Origin of the sequence: Muricoccus radiodurans (assembly GCF_050154705.1) — a bacterium.
Classification (GTDB): Bacteria; Pseudomonadota; Alphaproteobacteria; order Acetobacterales; family Acetobacteraceae; genus Roseomonas; species Roseomonas radiodurans.
The window spans coordinates 3,952,131-3,969,426 of record NZ_CP189561.1 but is presented as its reverse complement, the minus strand read 5'-3'; the positions used below and the strand labels follow the sequence as shown (position 1 = coordinate 3,969,426).

Here is a 17,296-nt window from a genome sequence, read left to right as displayed (position 1 = left end):
GACGCCCGCACACCCCCGATGAACGACGCCTCGCCCCCTGCCCGCTACGACTTCGCCGCCGCCGAGCCCCGCTGGCAGGAGGCCTGGGAGTCCCGCGGCTGCTTCGCCGCCCCGGACGTGCCGGACGGGTCCAAGCCCAAGTATTACGTGCTGGAGATGTTCCCCTACCCCTCGGGGAAGATCCACATGGGGCATGTCCGCAACTACACGCTCGGCGACGTGGTCGCGCGGTACAAGCGGGCCCGCGGCCATGCGGTGATGCACCCGATGGGTTGGGATGCGTTCGGCCTGCCGGCGGAGAACGCGGCGCGGGAACGCGGCATCCACCCGGGGAAGTGGACCTACGACAACATCGCCAACATGCGGGCCGAGTTGCGCCGCATGGGCCTGTCGCTCGACTGGGCGCGGGAGTTCGCGACCTGCGACCCCGAGTATTACGGCCAGCAACAGGCGCTCTTCCTGGACTTCCTGAAGGCCGGGCTGGTGGAGCGGAAGAGGTCCTGGGTGAACTGGGACCCGGTGGACGGCACCGTCCTGGCCAATGAGCAGGTGATCGACGGCAAGGGCTGGCGCTCCGGCGCGCCGGTGGAGAAGCGCGAGCTGTCGCAGTGGTTCTTCTCCATCACGAAATACGCGCCGGAGCTGCTGGAGGCGCTGAACACGCTCGACCGCTGGCCCGAGCGGGTGCGGACGATGCAGGCGAACTGGATCGGCCGCAGCGAGGGCGCGCGCGTCCGCTTCGCCCTGGCCGAGCCGGCAGCGGGGCTGAGCGAGGTGGAGGTGTTCACCACGCGCCCCGACACGCTGTTCGGCATGTCCTTCCTGGCCGTCGCGGCGGAGCATCCGCTGGCGGCCGCGGCCGCCGCGCGCGATCCGAAGGCCGCCGCCTTCGTCGCGGAATGCCGCGCCATGGGCACGAGCGAGGCGGCGATCGAGCAGGCGGAGAAGCGCGGCCACGACACCGGCTTCCGCGTGGCGCATCCCTTCATCGAGGGCGCGACCTTCCCCGTCTGGATCGCGAACTTCGTGCTGATGGAATACGGCACCGGCGCCATCTTCGGCTGCCCCGGCCATGACGAGCGCGACTTCGAGTTCGCCTCGAAATACGCCCTGCCGATCCTGCCCGTCGTCCTGCCGCCCGGCGAGGAGGCCGCGTCCTTCGCGCTGGACGGCGCCGCCTATACGGGTGACGGCACGATCTTCAACTCCCGCTTCCTGGACGGGCTGGACGTGCCCTCCGCCAAGCGTCGCGCGATCGAGGCGCTGGAGGAGAAGGGCAGCGGCCAGGGCGTGGTGAACTGGCGCCTGCGCGACTGGGGTGTCTCCCGCCAGCGCTACTGGGGCTGCCCCATCCCGGTGATCCACTGCGAGGCATGCGGCATCGTGCCTGTGCCGAAGGACCAGTTGCCGGTCCGCCTGCCCGATGACGTGGACTTCTCGAAGCCCGGCAACCCGCTGGACCACCACCCCAGCTGGAAGCACGTGGCCTGCCCGTCCTGCGGCGCCGCCGCGCGGCGGGAGACGGACACCTGCGACACCTTCGTCGACAGCTCCTGGTACTTCGCCCGCTTCTGCTCCCCGCGCGCCGACATTCCGGTGATGCGGGACGCGGTGGATGCCTGGCTGCCGGTGGACCAGTATATCGGCGGCATCGAGCACGCGATCCTGCACCTGCTCTATTCCCGCTTCTTCACCCGCGCCATGTCCGCCACCGGCCACTTGAAGGTGGACGAGCCCTTCGCCGGCCTCTTCACCCAGGGGATGGTGCAGCACGAGTCCTACAAGTCGCAGGACGGCGCCTGGCTCTATCCCGAGGAAGTGGAGAGGCGTCCGGACGGCACCGCCCTCCGCCGCGGCACGAACGAGCCGGTGACGGTCGGCCGGGTCGAGGCGATGTCGAAGTCCAAGCGCAACACCGTGGACCCCGGCGCCATCATCGGCCGCTACGGCGCCGACACCGCGCGCTGGTTCATCCTGTCCGACAACCCGCCGGAGCGCGACATGGAGTGGAGCGAGTCCGGCGTCGCCGGCGCGCACCGCTTCGTCCAGCGCGTGTATCGCCTGGCCGCGGGGCTCGACGCGCGCGGCGGCGATGGCCCAGCCCGCCCGCTGCAGCAGGCCGCCCACCGCGCGATCGAGGCGGTGACGACGGCGCTGGAGACCTTCGCCTTCAACGTCGCCGTCGCCCGGCTCTACGAGCTGGCGAACGCGATCGAGGCCTCTGACGCCGGCGTCGAGGCACGGAGGGAGGCGGTCGCGATCCTCGCGCGGCTGATGGCGCCGATGATGCCGCACCTCGCGGAGGAGATCTGGTCGATCCTCCATCCCGGCGAGGAGCTGGTTGCCAACCTGCCCTGGCCCGAGGCCGATCCCGCCCTGCTGGTGGCGGAGACGATGACCATCGCCGTGCAGGTGCTGGGCAAGCTGCGCGCGACGCTGACCCTGCCGGTCGGCACGCCGGAGGAGGCGGTTCTCGCCGCCGCCGAGGCGGAGGAGAACGTGCAGCGCGCGATCGCCGGCCGCCCCATCCGCAAGCGCATCCACGTGCCCGGGCGGATCGTGAACCTGGTGGTGTGAGGGCCATGGACCGGACGATCACGCGCCGCGGGCTGCTCGGCGGCACCGGGCTGCTGCTGGCGGGCTGCGGCTTCCGCCCCCTCCATGCCCCGCCGGCCGAGGTCGGCGCCGACGTCCAGGCCGAGCTGGCCGCCATCCGCGTCGGGATGATGCCCAACCGGCGCGGCCAGATGATGCGCCAGATCCTGCAGGGCCGGCTGGAGCGCCCGGGCACCGCCGCCCGCTACGAGCTGCGCGTGGCCGTCCTGCCCGGCAGCAGCCTGCAGGGCTACCGCCGCGACGGCTCGCCCAGCCGGGTCAGCCTGAACTACACCGCGCCCTGGTCGCTGGTGACGCTCGCCGTGCCGCCGGTGATGGTGGCCAGCGGCACCGCCCGCGCCTTCGACGACTACAACATCCCGGACAACGAGTTCTTCGCGGGGCTGCAGAGCGCGGATGCCGCGGACCGGCGCCTGCTGGAGCAGATCGCGGACGACATCGTTCTCCGCCTGACGCTCACCTTCCGCGAGCGGCCGGCCGCCTGAGCCGCGTCATGGTCCTGCGGGCGCGCTGAGATGGCGAAGCTCGACGCCCGCCGCCTGCCGGCCTTCCTGAAGGACCCGGGCGCCACCCGCGCCGTGCTGCTCTTCGGGGAGGATGCCGGCCTCGCGCGCGAGCGGGCCGATGCCCTCCAGGCCGCCATCGTGCCGGACAACGACCCCTTCCGCCTGGCCGACCTGCCGCGGGACGCCGCGTCCCGCCCCGGCGCCCTGGCCGGGGAGGCCGCGGCCCTCGCCCTGACCGGCGGCCGCCGCGTGATCCGCGTGCGCGACGCGACCGACGCCCTGGCCGCGTCGCTGAAGGAGGTGCTGGACGCCCCCGGCGACACGCTGGTCATCCTGGAGGCGGGGGAACTGACCGCCCGCTCCAAGCTCCGCGTCCTGGCGGAGGGCAGTCCCCGGGCCGCCGCCATTCCCTGCTACCGGGAGCGCGGCGCCGACCTCGCCGCCACCATCGCCGCCCTGCTGAAAGAGGGCGGCGTCACCGCCGAGCCCGCCGCCGTCGCCTGGCTCGCCAGCCGGCTGGGCGAGGACCGCCAGACCCTGCGGCGGGAGGTGGAGAAGCTGGTCCTCTATGCCGGCCCCGGCGGGCGGCTGGCGGAGGAGGACGTGCTCGCCTGCGTCGGCGACGGCTCCGCGCTCGACCTCGACGAGGCGCTGATGGCCGCGACCTCCGGCAACATCGCCGCGGCCGACCGTGCGCTGGAAGCGGCCATGGCCGAGGGCGCCCATGCCGTGCAGGTCATCCGCGCCCTGCTCCGCCACGTGCAGCGCCTTCATCTGGCGTCGCTGGCCGGGATGCAGGCCCTCCAGCCCCCCGTCTTCTTCAGGCACAAGAACGAGTTCGAGAAGGCGCTGCGCCACTGGCGCCCCGACGCCCTGGCCATCGTCGCCGCCGCGCTGCGGGAGGCCGAGCTGGGCACGAAATCCGGCGGCACCGGCCGCCCCATTCCCGATGCCGCCATCGCCCGCCACGCGCTCCTGACCCTGGCGCGCCAGTCCGCGGCGCTGGCACGGCGGGGGTAGCGCTTGTGGCCTGCGGGGGAGGCCCTGCCTCCCCCTGCGCCCCCTCCGCCGGGGACCCTGAGGGCCCCCGGCCCCCCGCTTCTGTTGAGCGCCGTTGGTTGGCGGCCTTCCTCTTTCGCCATGCCAAGGAGGGGGATCACCAACCAACGGCATTCCTAAAAACAGGCGGGAGGTCCAGGAACCTCAGGTTCCTGGCGGATGGGGGGTCTGGGGGGAAGGCAGAGCCTTTCCCCCGGGGCCACTCGCGCCGCCCCGCACCAGCCGCCGGACCGCGCGCTGGGCGTGGTGGCGGGACAGGCCGGTGTGGATGAGGTGGTCGGCGCGGCGGCGCTTCAGGGCGTCCGGCACCTGGCGGGCGAGGATGGCGCGGAGCCGGTCCTCGGTCATGCCGGGGCGGCGCAGGACGCGGGCGCGCTGGATCGCGGCGGGGGCGGTGACGACGACCACTTCGTCCACGCGGCGCTCGCCGCCCGTCTCGAAGAGCAAGGGGATGTCGAGGACGGTAAGGCGCGCGCCCCGGCGGCGGGCGGCCGCGAGGAAGCGGCGCTCGGCCGCGCGAACAAGGGGATGCACGATCGCCTCCAGCCGGCGGAGGGCGGCGTTATCGGCAGGGTCGTTGCCGAGGACGGCGCGCCGCAGCGCCTCCCGATCCACCTTCGGGCCGCGCGGGGTCATGCAGGTGGTGCCGGGGAAGGCGGCGGCGATCGGGCGGACGGCGGCGCCGTTCGGGCCCTGCAGGCGATGGACCGCGGCGTCCGCGTCGAAGACCGGCACCCCGAGGCGGCGGAAGGTGTTGGCCGCGGTCGACTTGCCCATGCCGATGCCGCCGGTGAGGCCCCAAACCTTCATGCGGTGCGCGGGATATCGGCGGCGACGAAGTCCCGCAACGCCGCGTCCACCTGGGGCAGGACGCCGTACCACGCCTCGAAGCCGCGGCGGCCCTGGTGGAGGAGCATCCCGAGCCCGTCCACCGCGCGCAGCCCTCGGGCACGGGCCGCGGCGAGCAGCGGGGTTTCCAGCGGCACGTAGACGATGTCCACCACCACCGCGTGGGGCGGCAGGGGCGAGACATCCAGCACCAGCGGCGGCTGGCCCTGCATGCCCTGGCTGGTCGTGTTCACCAGCAGGGCGGCGCCGTCCAGCGGCGGGGTGGTGGCCACGTCCACGGCGGTGCCGAAGCCGTGCTCCGCCAGGGCATGGGCCAGCGCCTCGGCCCGGGCAGGGGTGCGGTTCACCAGCGTCAGGCGCGGGCAGCCGGCGCCGAGCAGGGCGGCCGCGACCGCCCGCGCCCCGCCGCCGGCGCCGAGCACCACGGCGGGGCCGGCCGCGGCGTCGAAGTCCGGCGCCTGTTCCTCGATGCTGCGAAGGAAGCCCCAGCCATCGGTGTTCCAGCCCTCGATCCGGCCGTCCCGCATGACCAGGGTGTTCACGGCGCCGATCCGGCGCGCCTCCTCCTCCACATGGTCGCAGGCGGCGAAGGCGGCCTCCTTGTGGGGGATGGTCACGTTGGCGCCGCGGAAGCCGAGATCGGCCAGGGCGCGCACGGCGGCGGCGAAGCGGTCCGGCGGGACGGGCAGCGGGATGTAGGCGCCGTCCAGCCCGTGCCGGGCCAGCCAGTACCCGTGCAGCCGCGGCGACCGGGAGTGGCCGACGGGCCAGCCGAGGATACCGGCGGTCTTCGCATGGCCGGTCAGGGTGCGGGGCGGGTCCTGCATGGCCGGCACCCTAATCGCGGCGCGGATGCGGCCCAAGGCGGGGTCCTGGTATTCCGTTGGGTGCCGGTACGAAAGCTTGCCTTGCCGTGGGGCCAGCGTCGTGCAGGCTAGCCCGTGCCGGCGCGTGGAACGCTGGGCGGGGCTGTGGCCGGGGAGAGCGTCAGCGATGCCGAACTATACCTTTCAGGTGGACGGGCCTGAGGGGCCGGTCTCGGTCGGGCCGGGTGAGGTGGCGACGGTGAACAACCTCGCCTTCTTCGACGGGAACGACACGGTCACGGGTGGCAGCGTTGTCGGAAACCCCGCCGAGCTGCGGTTTGATCTCTCGGGCCAGGCGTTCACACCGCTCAACGGATCGCTCTATCCCCGCATCACCGGTTTCGACCTGATCAGCGTGACCAATGCCGGGAGCGCCGACCTACGGGTTGATCAAGCCTTCTTCGACACGAACGCGGTCGGCGACGACCTGACCTTGCGGATCATCGAGACGGGATCGCTGCGCGGCGGCAGCCTGGGCGGCATCAACCTGAACCCCGCGAGCCGGCTGATCCTGGAGGGTGCAGGAGGAGCCGACACCCTGTCCGGTGGGCTCGCGGACGACCAGCTCTTCGGCGGCGGCGGCGATGACCTGCTGGTCGCCTCCGATGGTGCGGACAGCCTCGTCGGCGGCGCCGGAACCGACACGCTCGTTTTTGTCCTCACGGTGGGATCTGGCGTGCAAGTGAACCTCGCCACGGGCCTGGGCGGCGGGGCGGCGGCCGGCGACACCTACAGCGGGATCGAGCGGGTCGAAGGAACAGGTTACAGCGATCTTCTGAACGGTGATGCCGCGAACAACACGATGATGGGCGGCGGGGGCAACGACACCCTCGACGGCGGAGCGGGCGCGCGCGACGCCGTGGACTACAGCTACTACACCGACCTCGGCTTGCCCGGGCGGGTTCAGATCCCGCGCCTCGTCGTGAACCTGACGGCGGGCACCGGGCTGATCGGCGGCGGGACGAACGCCATCTACTCGGAGAGCGACGTCCTCTCGAACTTCGAGGATGTCATCGGCTCCCAGCTCGACGACGACATCACCGGCAGCGGTGTCGCCAACATCCTTCTCGGGGGGACGGGCAGCGACACGCTGCGCGGCCTGGAGGGCAGCGACACGCTGGACGGCGGCGCCGGCAACGACACGCTCATGGGCGGCGCGGGCGCGGACAGCCTTATCGGCGGCAGCGATCGGGACGCCGCGTCCTACTACTTCTCCTCGGCCGCCGTCCGGGTGTCGCTCGTGGACGGCCTGGGCGCGGGCGGGGAGGCGACGGGGGACACCCTCGTCGGGATCGAGCACCTGGTGGGCAGCGCCTTCGACGACGTGCTGCTGGGGGATGCCGGCGGGAACATCCTGAACGCCGGGGCCGGAGACGACTTCCTGCGCGGTGGCGCCGGGGTGGACACGCTGGACGGCGGGGCGGGGCCCGACACGGTGGACTACTCCACCTCCGTCTCGGGCGTCTTCGTCGACCTGCGCTTCGGCGTCGGCTACGCCGGCGACGCTGCCGGGGACGTGCTGGCCAACATCGAGCGGGTGGTGGGCAGCGCCCTCAACGACACGCTGCTGGGGGACGGGGCCGACAACCTGCTGCTGGGCGGGGATGGCGCGGACCTGCTGCGCGGGGGCGGCGGCGCGGACCTGCTGGTCGGCGGCGCGGGCTTCGACACGGTGGACTACCTCACCTCCGACGCCGGCGTGACCGCCTTCCTCGGCGGGGCCGCCGCGGGCGCGGGCGGCGATGCCGCGGGCGACGTGCTGCTGGAGGTGGAGGGCCTGACCGGCTCCGCCTTCGACGACGTGCTGGTGGGCGATGCCGGCAGCAACGTCCTCATCGGCGGGGCAGGCAACGACTACGTGCTCGGCCGCGGCGGGGCGGATGTGCTGGTGGGCGGTGCCGGGACGGACCGCTTCGTCTTCGCGACCTTCGGGAACAGCACGCCCGGGCCCGGGGTGGACCTGATCGCCGACTTCTCCCGTGCAGAGGGGGACGTGGTGGACCTCACCGTGCTGACCGGTGGCCTCGGCTACGCCTTCCTGGGCGAGGCCGCCTTCACCGGGACGGGCCCGCAGATCCACGCCCTGACTCTCTCGCCCGGCCGCTTTCTGGTGGAGGCGGACACGGGCGACGGCGTCGCGGACCTGCGCCTCGTCCTGCAGGCGGTGGATGTCGCGGGGCCGCTGCTCGCCTCCGACTTCGCCTTCTGACGACAACGGGACCGCCCGCCGGCCCCGCGCACCTGATCAGCCCGGGCGCGAGCCGCTATAGGCCCGGGCATGGCCGCCACACGTCACGTCCTGCACTGGAGCGGATGGCTCCCACCCCTGGCCGGGCTGGGGGCCGCCTTCGCCGTCGGGCTGAAGGCGGAGGGCTGGCTCGCCCTGCCGGTCTTCCTGCTGCTCCTGACCTCCGTCCAGGCCGCGGTGCACCACGCGGAGGTGGTGGCGGCGCGCCTCGGCGAGCCCTTCGGCACCCTCATCCTCGCGATCGCCGTCACGGTGATCGAGGTGGCGCTGATCGCCTCCATCATGCTGACGGCCGACCCGCCGAACACGACGCTGCTGCGGGACACGATCCACGCGGTGGTCATGCTGGTGGCGGCGGGGCTGACCGGCCTGTGCATCGTCATCGCCGGGCTCCGCCACCGGGAGCCGGGCTTCAACGCCGGCGGGGCGGCGGCGCTGCTCTCCGTCGTGGCGGCCATGGCCACCCTTGTCCTGATCCTGCCGAACCACACGCGGGCGGCGCCGGGGCCGGAATTCTCCTCCACGCAGCTCGGCATGATCGCGGGCCTCTGCCTGGCGCTCTGGGGCGTCTTCGTCTGGGCGCAGACGGTGCGCCACCGCGCCTATTTCGTCCCCTTCATCCCGGAGGACGCGCTGGGCGACGCGCCGCTGCGCCCCACGGCGCGGGAGGCCGGGACCGCGGCGCTCCTCCTGCTGCTGGCGCTCTCGGCCGTGGTGCTGCTGGCGAAGACCGTCTCCGGCGCGATCGGCACCGCCGTCGCCGCGGCCGGCCTGCCCCCGAGCGTCGCGGGCGTGGTGGTCGCGGCCATCGTCCTGATGCCGGAGGCCGCGACGGCCCTCCGCGCCGCCGGGGCGGACCGGCTGCAGACGAGCCTCAACCTCGCCCTCGGCTCGGCCATCGCGACCATCGGGCTGTCGGTGCCCATCCTCGTCGGGCTGGCGATCTGGCGGGGGCAGCCGCTGGAGCTGGGCATCTCCCCGGCCGACACGGTGCTGCTCGCCCTGACCTTCCTGGCGGGGATGCTGGCGCTGTCCGGCAGCGTGACGAACATCCTGCAGGGTTGCGTGCTGATGGTGGTGTTCCTGGCCTGGCTGCTGATCGTGTTCGTGCCGTAGCGGGGGGCTCCGCCCCCTGACCCCCGCCGGGGGCCCGGCGGGGCCCCCGGACCCCGCGGTCGGGCTGCCGCGGAGGGCGGAGATGGGGGCCCTGGCGAAACGGCGGCCGGGATGCCACCAAGGCGCGAAGCATAGGGAACACGCTCATGGCGCTGCGGGTGGCGGTCCAGATGGACCCGATCGAGAGCATCAACATCGAGGGCGACAGCACCTTCGTCCTGATGCTGGAGGCCCAGAGCCGCGGCCATGCCATGTGGCACTACCACGTGCGCGACCTGGCTCTGCAGGGCGGCCGCGTCACCGCCCAGGCCCAGCCCGTCCAGGTCCGGCGGGAGAAGGGGAACCACTATACCCTCGGCGCGGCGGAGGAGCTCGACCTCGGTCAGGTGGACGTGGTGCTCATGCGCCAGGACCCGCCCTTCGACATGGCCTACATCACGGCCACCCACATCCTGGAGCACATCCACCCGAAGACCCTGGTGGTGAACGACCCGGCCAGCGTGCGGAACGCCCCGGAGAAGCTTTTCGTCACCCACTTCCCCGAACTGATGCCGGAGACCCTGGTCACCGCGGACCGCCGCCGCATCGCCGCCTTCCGGGAGACGCACGGCGACATCATCATCAAGCCGCTCTTCGGCAATGGCGGCGCCGGCGTCTTCCACCTGCGCCCCGACGACCCGAACATGAACTCCCTGATCGAGATGTTCACCGAGAAGTCGCGGGAACCCCTGGTCATCCAGAAATACGTCCCCGCCGTGCGCCAGGGCGACAAGCGCATCATCCTGGTGGACGGGGAGCCGATGGGCGCCATCAACCGCGTCCCGGCCGAGGGCGAGGCGCGGTCCAACATGCATGTCGGCGGGAAGGCGGTGCAGACGACGCTCACCGACCGGGAGAAGGAGATCTGCGCCGCCATCGGGCCGGAGCTGCGGCGGCAGGGCATGATCTTCGTCGGCATCGACGTGATCGGCGGCTACCTCACCGAGATCAACGTCACCTCCCCCACCGGCCTGCAGGAGGTGGCGCGCTTCGACGGCATCCACCTGGAAAAGGCCATCTGGGACGCGATCGAGGCGAAGCGGTAGCCGGACCCGCGCGGCAGGCAACCCGCCTCCGGCCGCGTCGTTCCGGTGCGGTCCCCGAACCGGAACCGACCCGATGCCCACTCTCCCGGCCCGCGACGGCGCGTCCCTGCACTACACGGACTGGGGGGCCGGGAAGCCCGTGGTGCTGATCCACGGCTGGCCGCTCTCCGGCGCCATGTGGGAATACCAGGCGCTGACGCTGGCGGAGAACGGATGCCGCGTCGTCACCTATGACCGCCGGGGCTTCGGGGAGAGCGACAAGCCCTTCTCGGGCTACGACTACGACACCTTCGCCGACGACCTCGCGGCCGTGCTGGAACGGCTGGACCTCATGGGCGTAATGCTCGTCGGCTTCTCCATGGGCGGGGGAGAGGTCGCGCGCTACCTCGCGCGCCACGGCTCCACCCGGATCGCCAAGGCGGTGCTCGTCAGCGCCGTCACGCCCATGCTGGTGAAGACGCCGGACCATCCGGACGGGGTGGACCGCTCCACCTTCGACAAGATGGTCCAGGGGCTGCGGGACGACCGACCGAACTTCCTCGCGACCTTCGGCAAGCAATTCTACGGGGCGGGGATGCTGAACTTCACCGTCACGTCCGAAGTCCTGGACTGGTCGCAGAACCTGGCCCTCCAGGCCTCGCCCAAGGCGACGATCGATTGCGTCCGCGCCTTCTCCGAGACCGACTTCCGCCGCGACATGGGCGCCTTCCGCCTCCCGACCACGATCATCCACGGCACCTCGGACGCGACCGTGCCGATCGACGTCACGGCGCGGGCCGCGGCGAAGCTCGTGCCCGGGGCGCGGCTGGTGGAGTATTCCGGCGCCCCGCATGGCCTCTTCTTCACGGAGAAGGTGCGGCTGACAGCGGACCTGCTCGCCTTCGCGGCGAGCTGATCCGCGCCCCTTGGCGATGCGGCCGCGCCGGCGAAATATGGCCGGGTGACCCCGACCGCGCCCGCCCCCATGGCCCCTGCCCCATGAGCCTTGAACGCAAGGCCCGGAACTGGACGCTCCACCGCGCCGGCGCCCGGGCCTCGGAGGGCGAGGTGCTCCGGCGCCTGACGCGCGCGATCATGGCCACCTGCCTCTGGGACCCGCAGGAGGAGGGATCGTCCTGGTCGCTCGGCGACATGCGGTTCCTGACCGTCACGGCGATGCTGCCGGGCGTGGGGGAGGCCGCCTATGCCCAGGTCTTCTCCGCCCCCTATGCCAGCAGCGCGATCGAGGTGTCCTCCGGCCGCCTGGCACCGCGCGGGGTCTTCGCGAAGTTGCCCGTCTCGGCCCGACGCCGCGGGGAGGTGATGCGGCGCCTCGGCCTGATCCTGCCGCCCGGACGCCAGGACTGGTCCCGCGACCTGCCGCCGCTGGACGAGGCCGGCTGCGCCTCCCTCGCCCGCACGGCGCTGGAGGCGCTGAGCGAGGGGCTGGGCTGGGATTCCTCGATCGCCCTCTCCGCCTCCATCCTGCACGAGACGGCGCTGGGCGAGGCGGAGGCCTTTCTTGAGGGCGTGCGCCCCATCCACATCGAGGGCCTGCTCCGCGAGTCCGGCCTGGAGATCGTCGAGGGCGAGATGGACGAGGACGACGAGGGCGAGAGCCCGGCCTTCCTCGTCCAGCACGGTGCCCCGCTGCCCTTCCAGGTGGAGCTGACAGACCCGGTGGAGGACGAGGACCCGCCCGGCCTCGCCTGGCACTACGGGACGATGATCTTCTCCCTCGCGATCAACGTGGAGGAGGGGGACGCGCTGGCCCTCGCCCTCGCGCTGCACGGTCTGACCCGCTGGGCCCGGGTGGAGCTGCCGGAGGAGAACCGCGTCGTCGTCACCCGCCACGACAGCGTGGAGGGCGTCACGCCCGAGGGGCTGCGCGCGATGCTGGAGCGCTGGCTGGAGGAGCTGACCGCCGTGCGGTCCCGGCTGGAGCAGGGGCCGGGCGGCGGGGAGGATGACGAGGAGGAATAGGAGGCCGGAGGGAGTGTCCGCCGGCCGCCATCGTCCTGACGACGCCGCAGCCTGGCGAACCCGGCTCAGGGGTAACACGGGGCGCGTGAGACGGTAGGTTGTCCGCCATGCTGGACCCGACCCAACTGGCCCTCTTCTCCGCTGCCGCCCTGCTGCTCGCCGTCACGCCGGGTCCGGGAATCTTCTACGTCGCGGCCCGGACGCTCTCCGGTGGCCGGGGCGAGGGGATCGCCTCCAGCCTGGGGACGGGGATCGGCGGGATGGTGCACGTCCTCGCGGGCGCGCTCGGCGTCTCGGCGATCGTGCTGGCGAGCGCGGAGCTGTTCACGGCGCTCAAGCTCGTCGGTGCCGCCTACCTCGTCTGGATCGGCGCCCGCGCGGTGTGGACCGCGCGCCGGGACGCCGGCGCGTTCCTCAGGGGCGAGGCGTCCGCCCCGCCGGTCGGGACAGGGCGGGCCTTCCGCGAGGGGATCGCGGTCGAGGCGCTGAACCCGAAGACGGCGGCCTTCTTCCTCGCCTTCGTGCCGCAGTTCGTGGACCCCACGGCAGGGTCCGTGGCCGTGCAGTTCATCCTGCTCGGGATCGTGTCGGTCGCCCTCAACACGCTCGCGGATGTGGGGGTGGCCTTCGCGGCGGCGGGCGTCCGCGCCGGAGCGGCGGCGCGTCCCGGCCTGATCCGCCGCCTGCGCGAGGCATCCGGGGCCGCGATGATCGCGCTCGGTCTCGGCCTCGCCCTGGCCCGGCGGCCGGGTGCCACCGGCTAGGACGTCGCCCGTCCCCGTCAGGCCGGTCGGGCCATCGACCACCGGCCCGCGGCAGCCCGATAAAAATAGATTGGGGTCCGGGGAAATACCTTTCCCCGGCCTTTTCTCCCCGGCACCACCCCGTGCGCCCCGCGCCGATCTGCTCTAGACGCCCGCGCATGCAGAAGCGCCAGAACCGCAAGCCGCGCGGCCGCCCGATGGACGGGTGGCTGATCGTGGACAAGCCCACCGGCATGGGCTCCACCGACGTCGTCACGAAGCTCAAGCGCGCCTTCGACGCGCAGAAGGTCGGCCACGGGGGCACGCTGGACCCGCTGGCCACCGGCCTGCTGCCGATCGCCTTCGGGGCCGCGACGAAGGCCGTGCCCTATGTCATGGACAGCACGAAGATCTATCGCTTCACCCTGAAGATGGGCGACGCGCGGGACACGGACGACGCGGACGGGAAGACGGTCGCGACCTCCGACCACCGCCCGACGAACGAGGACATCGAGGCGGCGCTGCCGGCCTTCCGCGGCGACATCATGCAGATCCCGCCCGCCTATTCCGCGATCAAGGTGGGCGGCGAGCGCGCCTATGACCTCGCGCGCGAAGGGCAGGCCGTGGAGCTGCAGCCCCGCCCCGCCCGCGTGGACCGCTTCGAGCTGGTGGAGCGCGTGGACGCCGACACCGCGATCTTTCACGTGGAGAGCGGCAAGGGGGTGTACATGCGCTCCCTCGCGCGCGACCTGGCGCGGGCCTGCGGCACGGTGGGCCACATCGCGGTGCTGCGGCGCCTGCGCGTGGGACCCTTCCGCGAGGAGCACGCGATTCCGCTGGACAAGCTGGTCGGAAGCGAGGATACCCCGCCCCCTTCCCCGGCGCTTCTGCTGCCGGTGACGACCGCGCTGGACGACATCCCGGCCCTGGCCATCACCGAAAGCGAGGCCGCCCGGCTCTCCTTCGGCCAGGAATTGTCCCTGGTCGATTTCATGGGCCGGGTTCCGCAGGCGGCCAATCCCGATGGGGGCCTGGTCCGTGTGCTGTCGGGGGAGCGGCTGATGGGTTTGTGCCGGCTGGGGGACGGGCTGCTCCGTCCCGAACGCTGGCTCGCCCGCGGCGCCTGACACCCCACACGCACAGGACATCCCGATGTCGACGATCACTGCCGAGCGCCGCGCCACGCTCATCAAGGAATACGCCACCGCCCCGGGCGACACCGGCTCGCCGGAAGTGCAGGTGGCCCTGCTGTCGGAGCGGATCTCCTCGCTCACCGAGCACATGAAGACCCACCCGAAGGACTTCCACTCCCGGCGCGGCCTGCTCGTGCTCGTGGGTCAGCGGCGCGGGCTGCTGGACTACGTGAAGCGGAAGAACCAGCAGCGCTACGAGAGCCTCATCGGGCGCCTGGGGCTGCGGCGCTAGCCGCTCTCGGGAGGGCCCTGCCCTCCCGGACCCTCCCGCCAGGGGGTGAACGCACCCCCTGGACCCGCGATCTGGAGAAGATCATCCTCCAGGCGGAGGGTCCATGGCCAACAAGCCTGAGGTCACGGGGTTCCACGAGCCCCGCACGGGCAGCATCCAGTACGTGCTGGCCGATCCCGCCACGCGCCGCTGCGCGATCATCGATCCCGTCCTCGACTTCGACGCCTGTTCCGGCGCGACGGCCACGCGCTCGGCCGACGCGATCCTGGACCATGTCCGCGAGCGCGGCCTACGCGTGGACTGGATCATCGATACCCATCCCCACGCCGACCACCTCTCCGCCGCCGGCTACCTGAAGGACCGGACCGGCGCGCCGACGGTGACCGGCGCCCGCGTCGTGGCGGTGCAGCGGATCTGGAAGCGCATCTACGGCCTGGACGAGACCTTCCCGGCCGACGGCTCCCAATGGGACCGGCTGCTGGCGGATGGCGACCGCATCACGGTCGGCGAGCTGGGCGTGGAGGCGATGCTCTGCCCCGGCCACACCCTCGCCTCCATCACCCTCGTTTCGGGCGATGCGGCTTTCATCCACGACACGCTCTTCATGCCGGATTCCGGCACCGCCCGTGCCGACTTCCCCGGCGGCGACGCGGCCGCGCTCTGGCGCTCGATCGGGCGCATCCTGACCCTGCCCGACGCGACGCGCCTCTTCACCGGCCACGACTACCGGCCGCAGGGCCGCTCCGCCGCCTGGGAGAGCACGGTGGCGGAGCAGCGCGCCACCAACCGGCACCTTCAGGCCGCGACGGACGAGGCCGCCTTCGTCGCCCTCCGCACCGCGCGGGATCAGACCCTTCCGATGCCCGGCCTGATGCTGCTCGCCCTGCAGGTGAACATCGCCGGCGGCCGCCTGCCGCCCCCGGACGCCGAAGGCCGCCGCCACCTGCGCCTGCCGCTGGATGCCCTGCCCGGCGCCGGGTGGCGATAGCGATGTGACTCCGGGGGAAGCGCTGCCCATCGCACCGGATCGGGCGCTGACAGTTCCGGTGGTCGGGGATGACGGGTGTCGTGCCCCTGGATGGGAGGTGACGACGCAGGCATTCGCGTCGTCGCTCCGCTCGGCCGCCCCCGACAAAGGGCACGTCCGCCGTCGCGGGATGCGCTCGGTAACGGAATCAGATCGGCTGACAAGGCCGTCGAAGCCGGCGATCCCTGCCCGGCTCGACACATCCACCCGTCACATGTTGACGGTCCAGGGCTCGCCGCCCGAGTGGCTCTCCCTCCAGCGCTTCACCTTGTAGAAGATGGTGTCCGTGTTCAGCAGGCCCGCCCTGTGCAGATCGACGAGGATGTCGTCGAGCGGAAGGAAATGCCCCGTGAAGGTGGCGAGAAGGTCGTCGCGCGAGAAGGTCGACGGGTTCGGGATCCCGAAGACCTGGATCACCGTCAGGGTCCGGGCCCGATCGCCGGCGTAGGCGTAAAGCGCCCTCAGATGTTTCGGCTTTCGTTTCAGAATGAGATTTGCCGTTCCCACGATGGAGATGCCGGCAAAGCGGGCCGCAGACTGCGCCGCGTTCCCGGCATAGGCGGCGGTCACGGCGAAGCCCTGGGACTTCGTGATGAAATTGACCTTACCGCAGCGCGTGAAGTCGTTCGCGAGGTCGCCGCGCGTGCCGATGATGGCGATGCCGCGCTTCGCCGAGACGTTCACGTTGTGAAGGTCTCCCAGCCCATACAGTGGACCGGCATCGGTCGGAGGTGGCCGATTGTTGCGGACGGTGCCGCTGCCACTGCCCAGGTAGGACCTCTCCAGGGCCGACATAGCGGTGAAGCTGCCGACTTCGTTCTCGCCGAGTGGGGCACCGAATACGTAAGTCGCCAAATTCTGCCTCCCAAACTCCACGGTGGACGGCCAGATTAGGTAAGGACCGCCACCGGGTCCATTCCGTTACGGTGGCGACGAAGGGGATGGCCGGGGCGAGACGGTCGTCACGGGTGGCAAGGTGGTGCCGGTTCTCAGGCGATGGATGATGCGCTGAACGACGTTCCCGCGCCTCTGTGCGCAGCGGTCCGGCGGGCAGGGCTTACGGCGGGGCCGGACGTCCGAGCCGCACCGCCGCGGGGGCGCCCGGCTGCCTGCGTCCACCCACCCCGTCACCAACGACGTTCTGCGGATGCGGGGGTCCGGGGGCCCTCAGGGTCCCCGGCGGAGGGTCCGGGAGGCAGAGCCTCCCGGAGTCGTCCAGCGCCACCCCTACCGGTTCGCCGCGTAGGCTTCCGCGTTGGCGTGGACGCCGAGGCCGCTGTTCACGCGGTTGGTCATGTTGAAGTAGCCGGTGATGGCCGCGGCCTCCAGGATGGCCGTGTCGTCCAGGCCGGCGGCGCGGAGGGCGTCGAGGTCGGTCTCCTCCACGTCGCGGGGGGCGCGGGTCAGGGCCTCGGCGTAGCGGGCCAGGGCCTTCTCCCGCGGGGTGAGGGCGGCGCGGCGCCAGGACACCTCGACCGTCGCGACCAGGATGGGATCGTTCGTGTGCTTCCGCAGCGCGGCGGCGTGGGAGAAGACGCAGGCCTCGCAGCCGTTCTGCACCGAGACGACGAGGGCGATCAGCTCCCGCTCCCGCGGGGAGAGGCGCGCGTCGGGGTCGCGGTTCACGGCCTCGGACAGGGCCTCCATCGCGACCATGATGCGGGGCTTGCTGGCGACGGCGCGCTGGCCGTTGCGGACGTAGCCCAGGCGGGCGCGGGTGGCGTCGAGCACCGCGGCGGCCTCGGGCGTCGGGGTGGGCTCTTCCAGCCGCAGCCAGGAGATGGATTCGGTCAT

Annotated in this window: 16 protein-coding genes; 12 read left to right on the top strand and 4 right to left on the bottom strand. The window is 72.3% G+C overall.

The genetic code is table 11. The annotated features are described in order from the left end of the window. The first annotated feature begins 18 nt into the window (after positions 1 to 18). The 3 genes from leuS to holA are packed head-to-tail and all read left to right on the top strand — an operon-like array spanning position 19 to position 4,142. Complete coding sequence (gene leuS / locus ACP6CK_RS18735; RefSeq protein WP_426954819.1) at positions 19 to 2,577, top strand: leucine--tRNA ligase; 2,559 nt, start codon at positions 19 to 21, stop codon at positions 2,575 to 2,577. 5 nt (positions 2,578 to 2,582) lie between these two features. Beyond that, positions 2,583 to 3,101 (top strand): LPS assembly lipoprotein LptE, encoded by a 519-nt coding sequence (lptE, locus tag ACP6CK_RS18730; protein ID WP_426954818.1) that lies wholly within the window; start codon positions 2,583 to 2,585, stop codon positions 3,099 to 3,101. A gap of 30 nt (positions 3,102 to 3,131) precedes the next feature. After that, entirely contained in the window at positions 3,132 to 4,142 is a 1,011-nt protein-coding gene (holA, locus tag ACP6CK_RS18725) for a DNA polymerase III subunit delta (protein ID WP_426954817.1), read from the top strand. Positions 4,143 to 4,325: 183 nt separating this feature from the next. On the opposite strand, the gene coaE is transcribed toward holA, so the two are convergent. Continuing rightward, on the bottom strand, positions 4,326 to 4,991 hold the full coding sequence (gene coaE, locus ACP6CK_RS18720; RefSeq protein ID WP_426954816.1) for a dephospho-CoA kinase: 666 nt from the start codon (positions 4,989 to 4,991) through the stop codon (positions 4,326 to 4,328). After that, positions 4,988 to 5,857: a shikimate dehydrogenase gene (locus ACP6CK_RS18715; RefSeq protein WP_426959948.1), complete on the bottom strand. Its 870-nt coding sequence runs from the start codon at positions 5,855 to 5,857 to the stop codon at positions 4,988 to 4,990. The genes coaE and ACP6CK_RS18715 overlap by 4 nt, the downstream gene beginning before the upstream one ends. Before the next feature lie 166 nt (positions 5,858 to 6,023). Between ACP6CK_RS18715 and ACP6CK_RS18710 the strand changes: the two genes are divergently transcribed. From ACP6CK_RS18710 to ACP6CK_RS18670, 9 genes are all read left to right on the top strand, one after another. Then, a complete protein-coding gene (locus ACP6CK_RS18710) occupies positions 6,024 to 8,105 on the top strand; it encodes a calcium-binding protein (RefSeq protein ID WP_426954815.1) in 2,082 nt (693 codons plus the stop codon). Between the two features lie 69 nt (positions 8,106 to 8,174). Further along, positions 8,175 to 9,260: a calcium:proton antiporter gene (locus ACP6CK_RS18705; protein ID WP_426954814.1), complete on the top strand. Its 1,086-nt coding sequence runs from the start codon at positions 8,175 to 8,177 to the stop codon at positions 9,258 to 9,260. 146 nt (positions 9,261 to 9,406) lie between these two features. Further along, positions 9,407 to 10,345 carry a glutathione synthase gene (gene gshB, locus ACP6CK_RS18700; protein WP_426954813.1) on the top strand — a complete coding sequence of 313 codons (939 nt, stop codon included), beginning with the start codon at positions 9,407 to 9,409 and terminating at the stop codon, positions 10,343 to 10,345. A gap of 73 nt (positions 10,346 to 10,418) precedes the next feature. Next, a complete protein-coding gene (locus ACP6CK_RS18695) occupies positions 10,419 to 11,240 on the top strand; it encodes an alpha/beta fold hydrolase (RefSeq protein WP_426954812.1) in 822 nt (273 codons plus the stop codon). A gap of 83 nt (positions 11,241 to 11,323) precedes the next feature. Then, complete coding sequence (locus ACP6CK_RS18690) at positions 11,324 to 12,307, top strand: hypothetical protein (protein WP_426954811.1); 984 nt, start codon at positions 11,324 to 11,326, stop codon at positions 12,305 to 12,307. A 107-nt stretch (positions 12,308 to 12,414) separates the two neighbouring features. Then, a complete protein-coding gene (locus ACP6CK_RS18685) occupies positions 12,415 to 13,071 on the top strand; it encodes a LysE family translocator (protein WP_426954810.1) in 657 nt (218 codons plus the stop codon). A gap of 158 nt (positions 13,072 to 13,229) precedes the next feature. Continuing rightward, positions 13,230 to 14,177, top strand: coding sequence for a tRNA pseudouridine(55) synthase TruB (gene truB, locus ACP6CK_RS18680; RefSeq protein WP_426954809.1), 948 nt, complete (start codon positions 13,230 to 13,232; stop codon positions 14,175 to 14,177). A 25-nt stretch (positions 14,178 to 14,202) separates the two neighbouring features. Continuing rightward, a complete protein-coding gene (rpsO, locus tag ACP6CK_RS18675) occupies positions 14,203 to 14,475 on the top strand; it encodes a 30S ribosomal protein S15 (protein WP_426954808.1) in 273 nt (90 codons plus the stop codon). A 103-nt stretch (positions 14,476 to 14,578) separates the two neighbouring features. Continuing rightward, the gene (locus ACP6CK_RS18670; RefSeq protein WP_426954807.1) at positions 14,579 to 15,463 is read left to right on the top strand and encodes an MBL fold metallo-hydrolase; all 885 of its coding nucleotides are present in this window, start codon (positions 14,579 to 14,581) and stop codon (positions 15,461 to 15,463) included. Positions 15,464 to 15,712: 249 nt separating this feature from the next. Here ACP6CK_RS18670 and ACP6CK_RS18665 read toward each other — a convergent pair whose 3' ends face one another. Both ACP6CK_RS18665 and ACP6CK_RS18660 read right to left on the bottom strand, forming a co-directional pair. After that, positions 15,713 to 16,378: a hypothetical protein gene (locus ACP6CK_RS18665; protein ID WP_426954806.1), complete on the bottom strand. Its 666-nt coding sequence runs from the start codon at positions 16,376 to 16,378 to the stop codon at positions 15,713 to 15,715. 351 nt (positions 16,379 to 16,729) lie between these two features. Then, positions 16,730 to 17,296 carry a peroxidase-related enzyme gene (locus ACP6CK_RS18660; protein ID WP_426954805.1) on the bottom strand — a complete coding sequence of 189 codons (567 nt, stop codon included), beginning with the start codon at positions 17,294 to 17,296 and terminating at the stop codon, positions 16,730 to 16,732.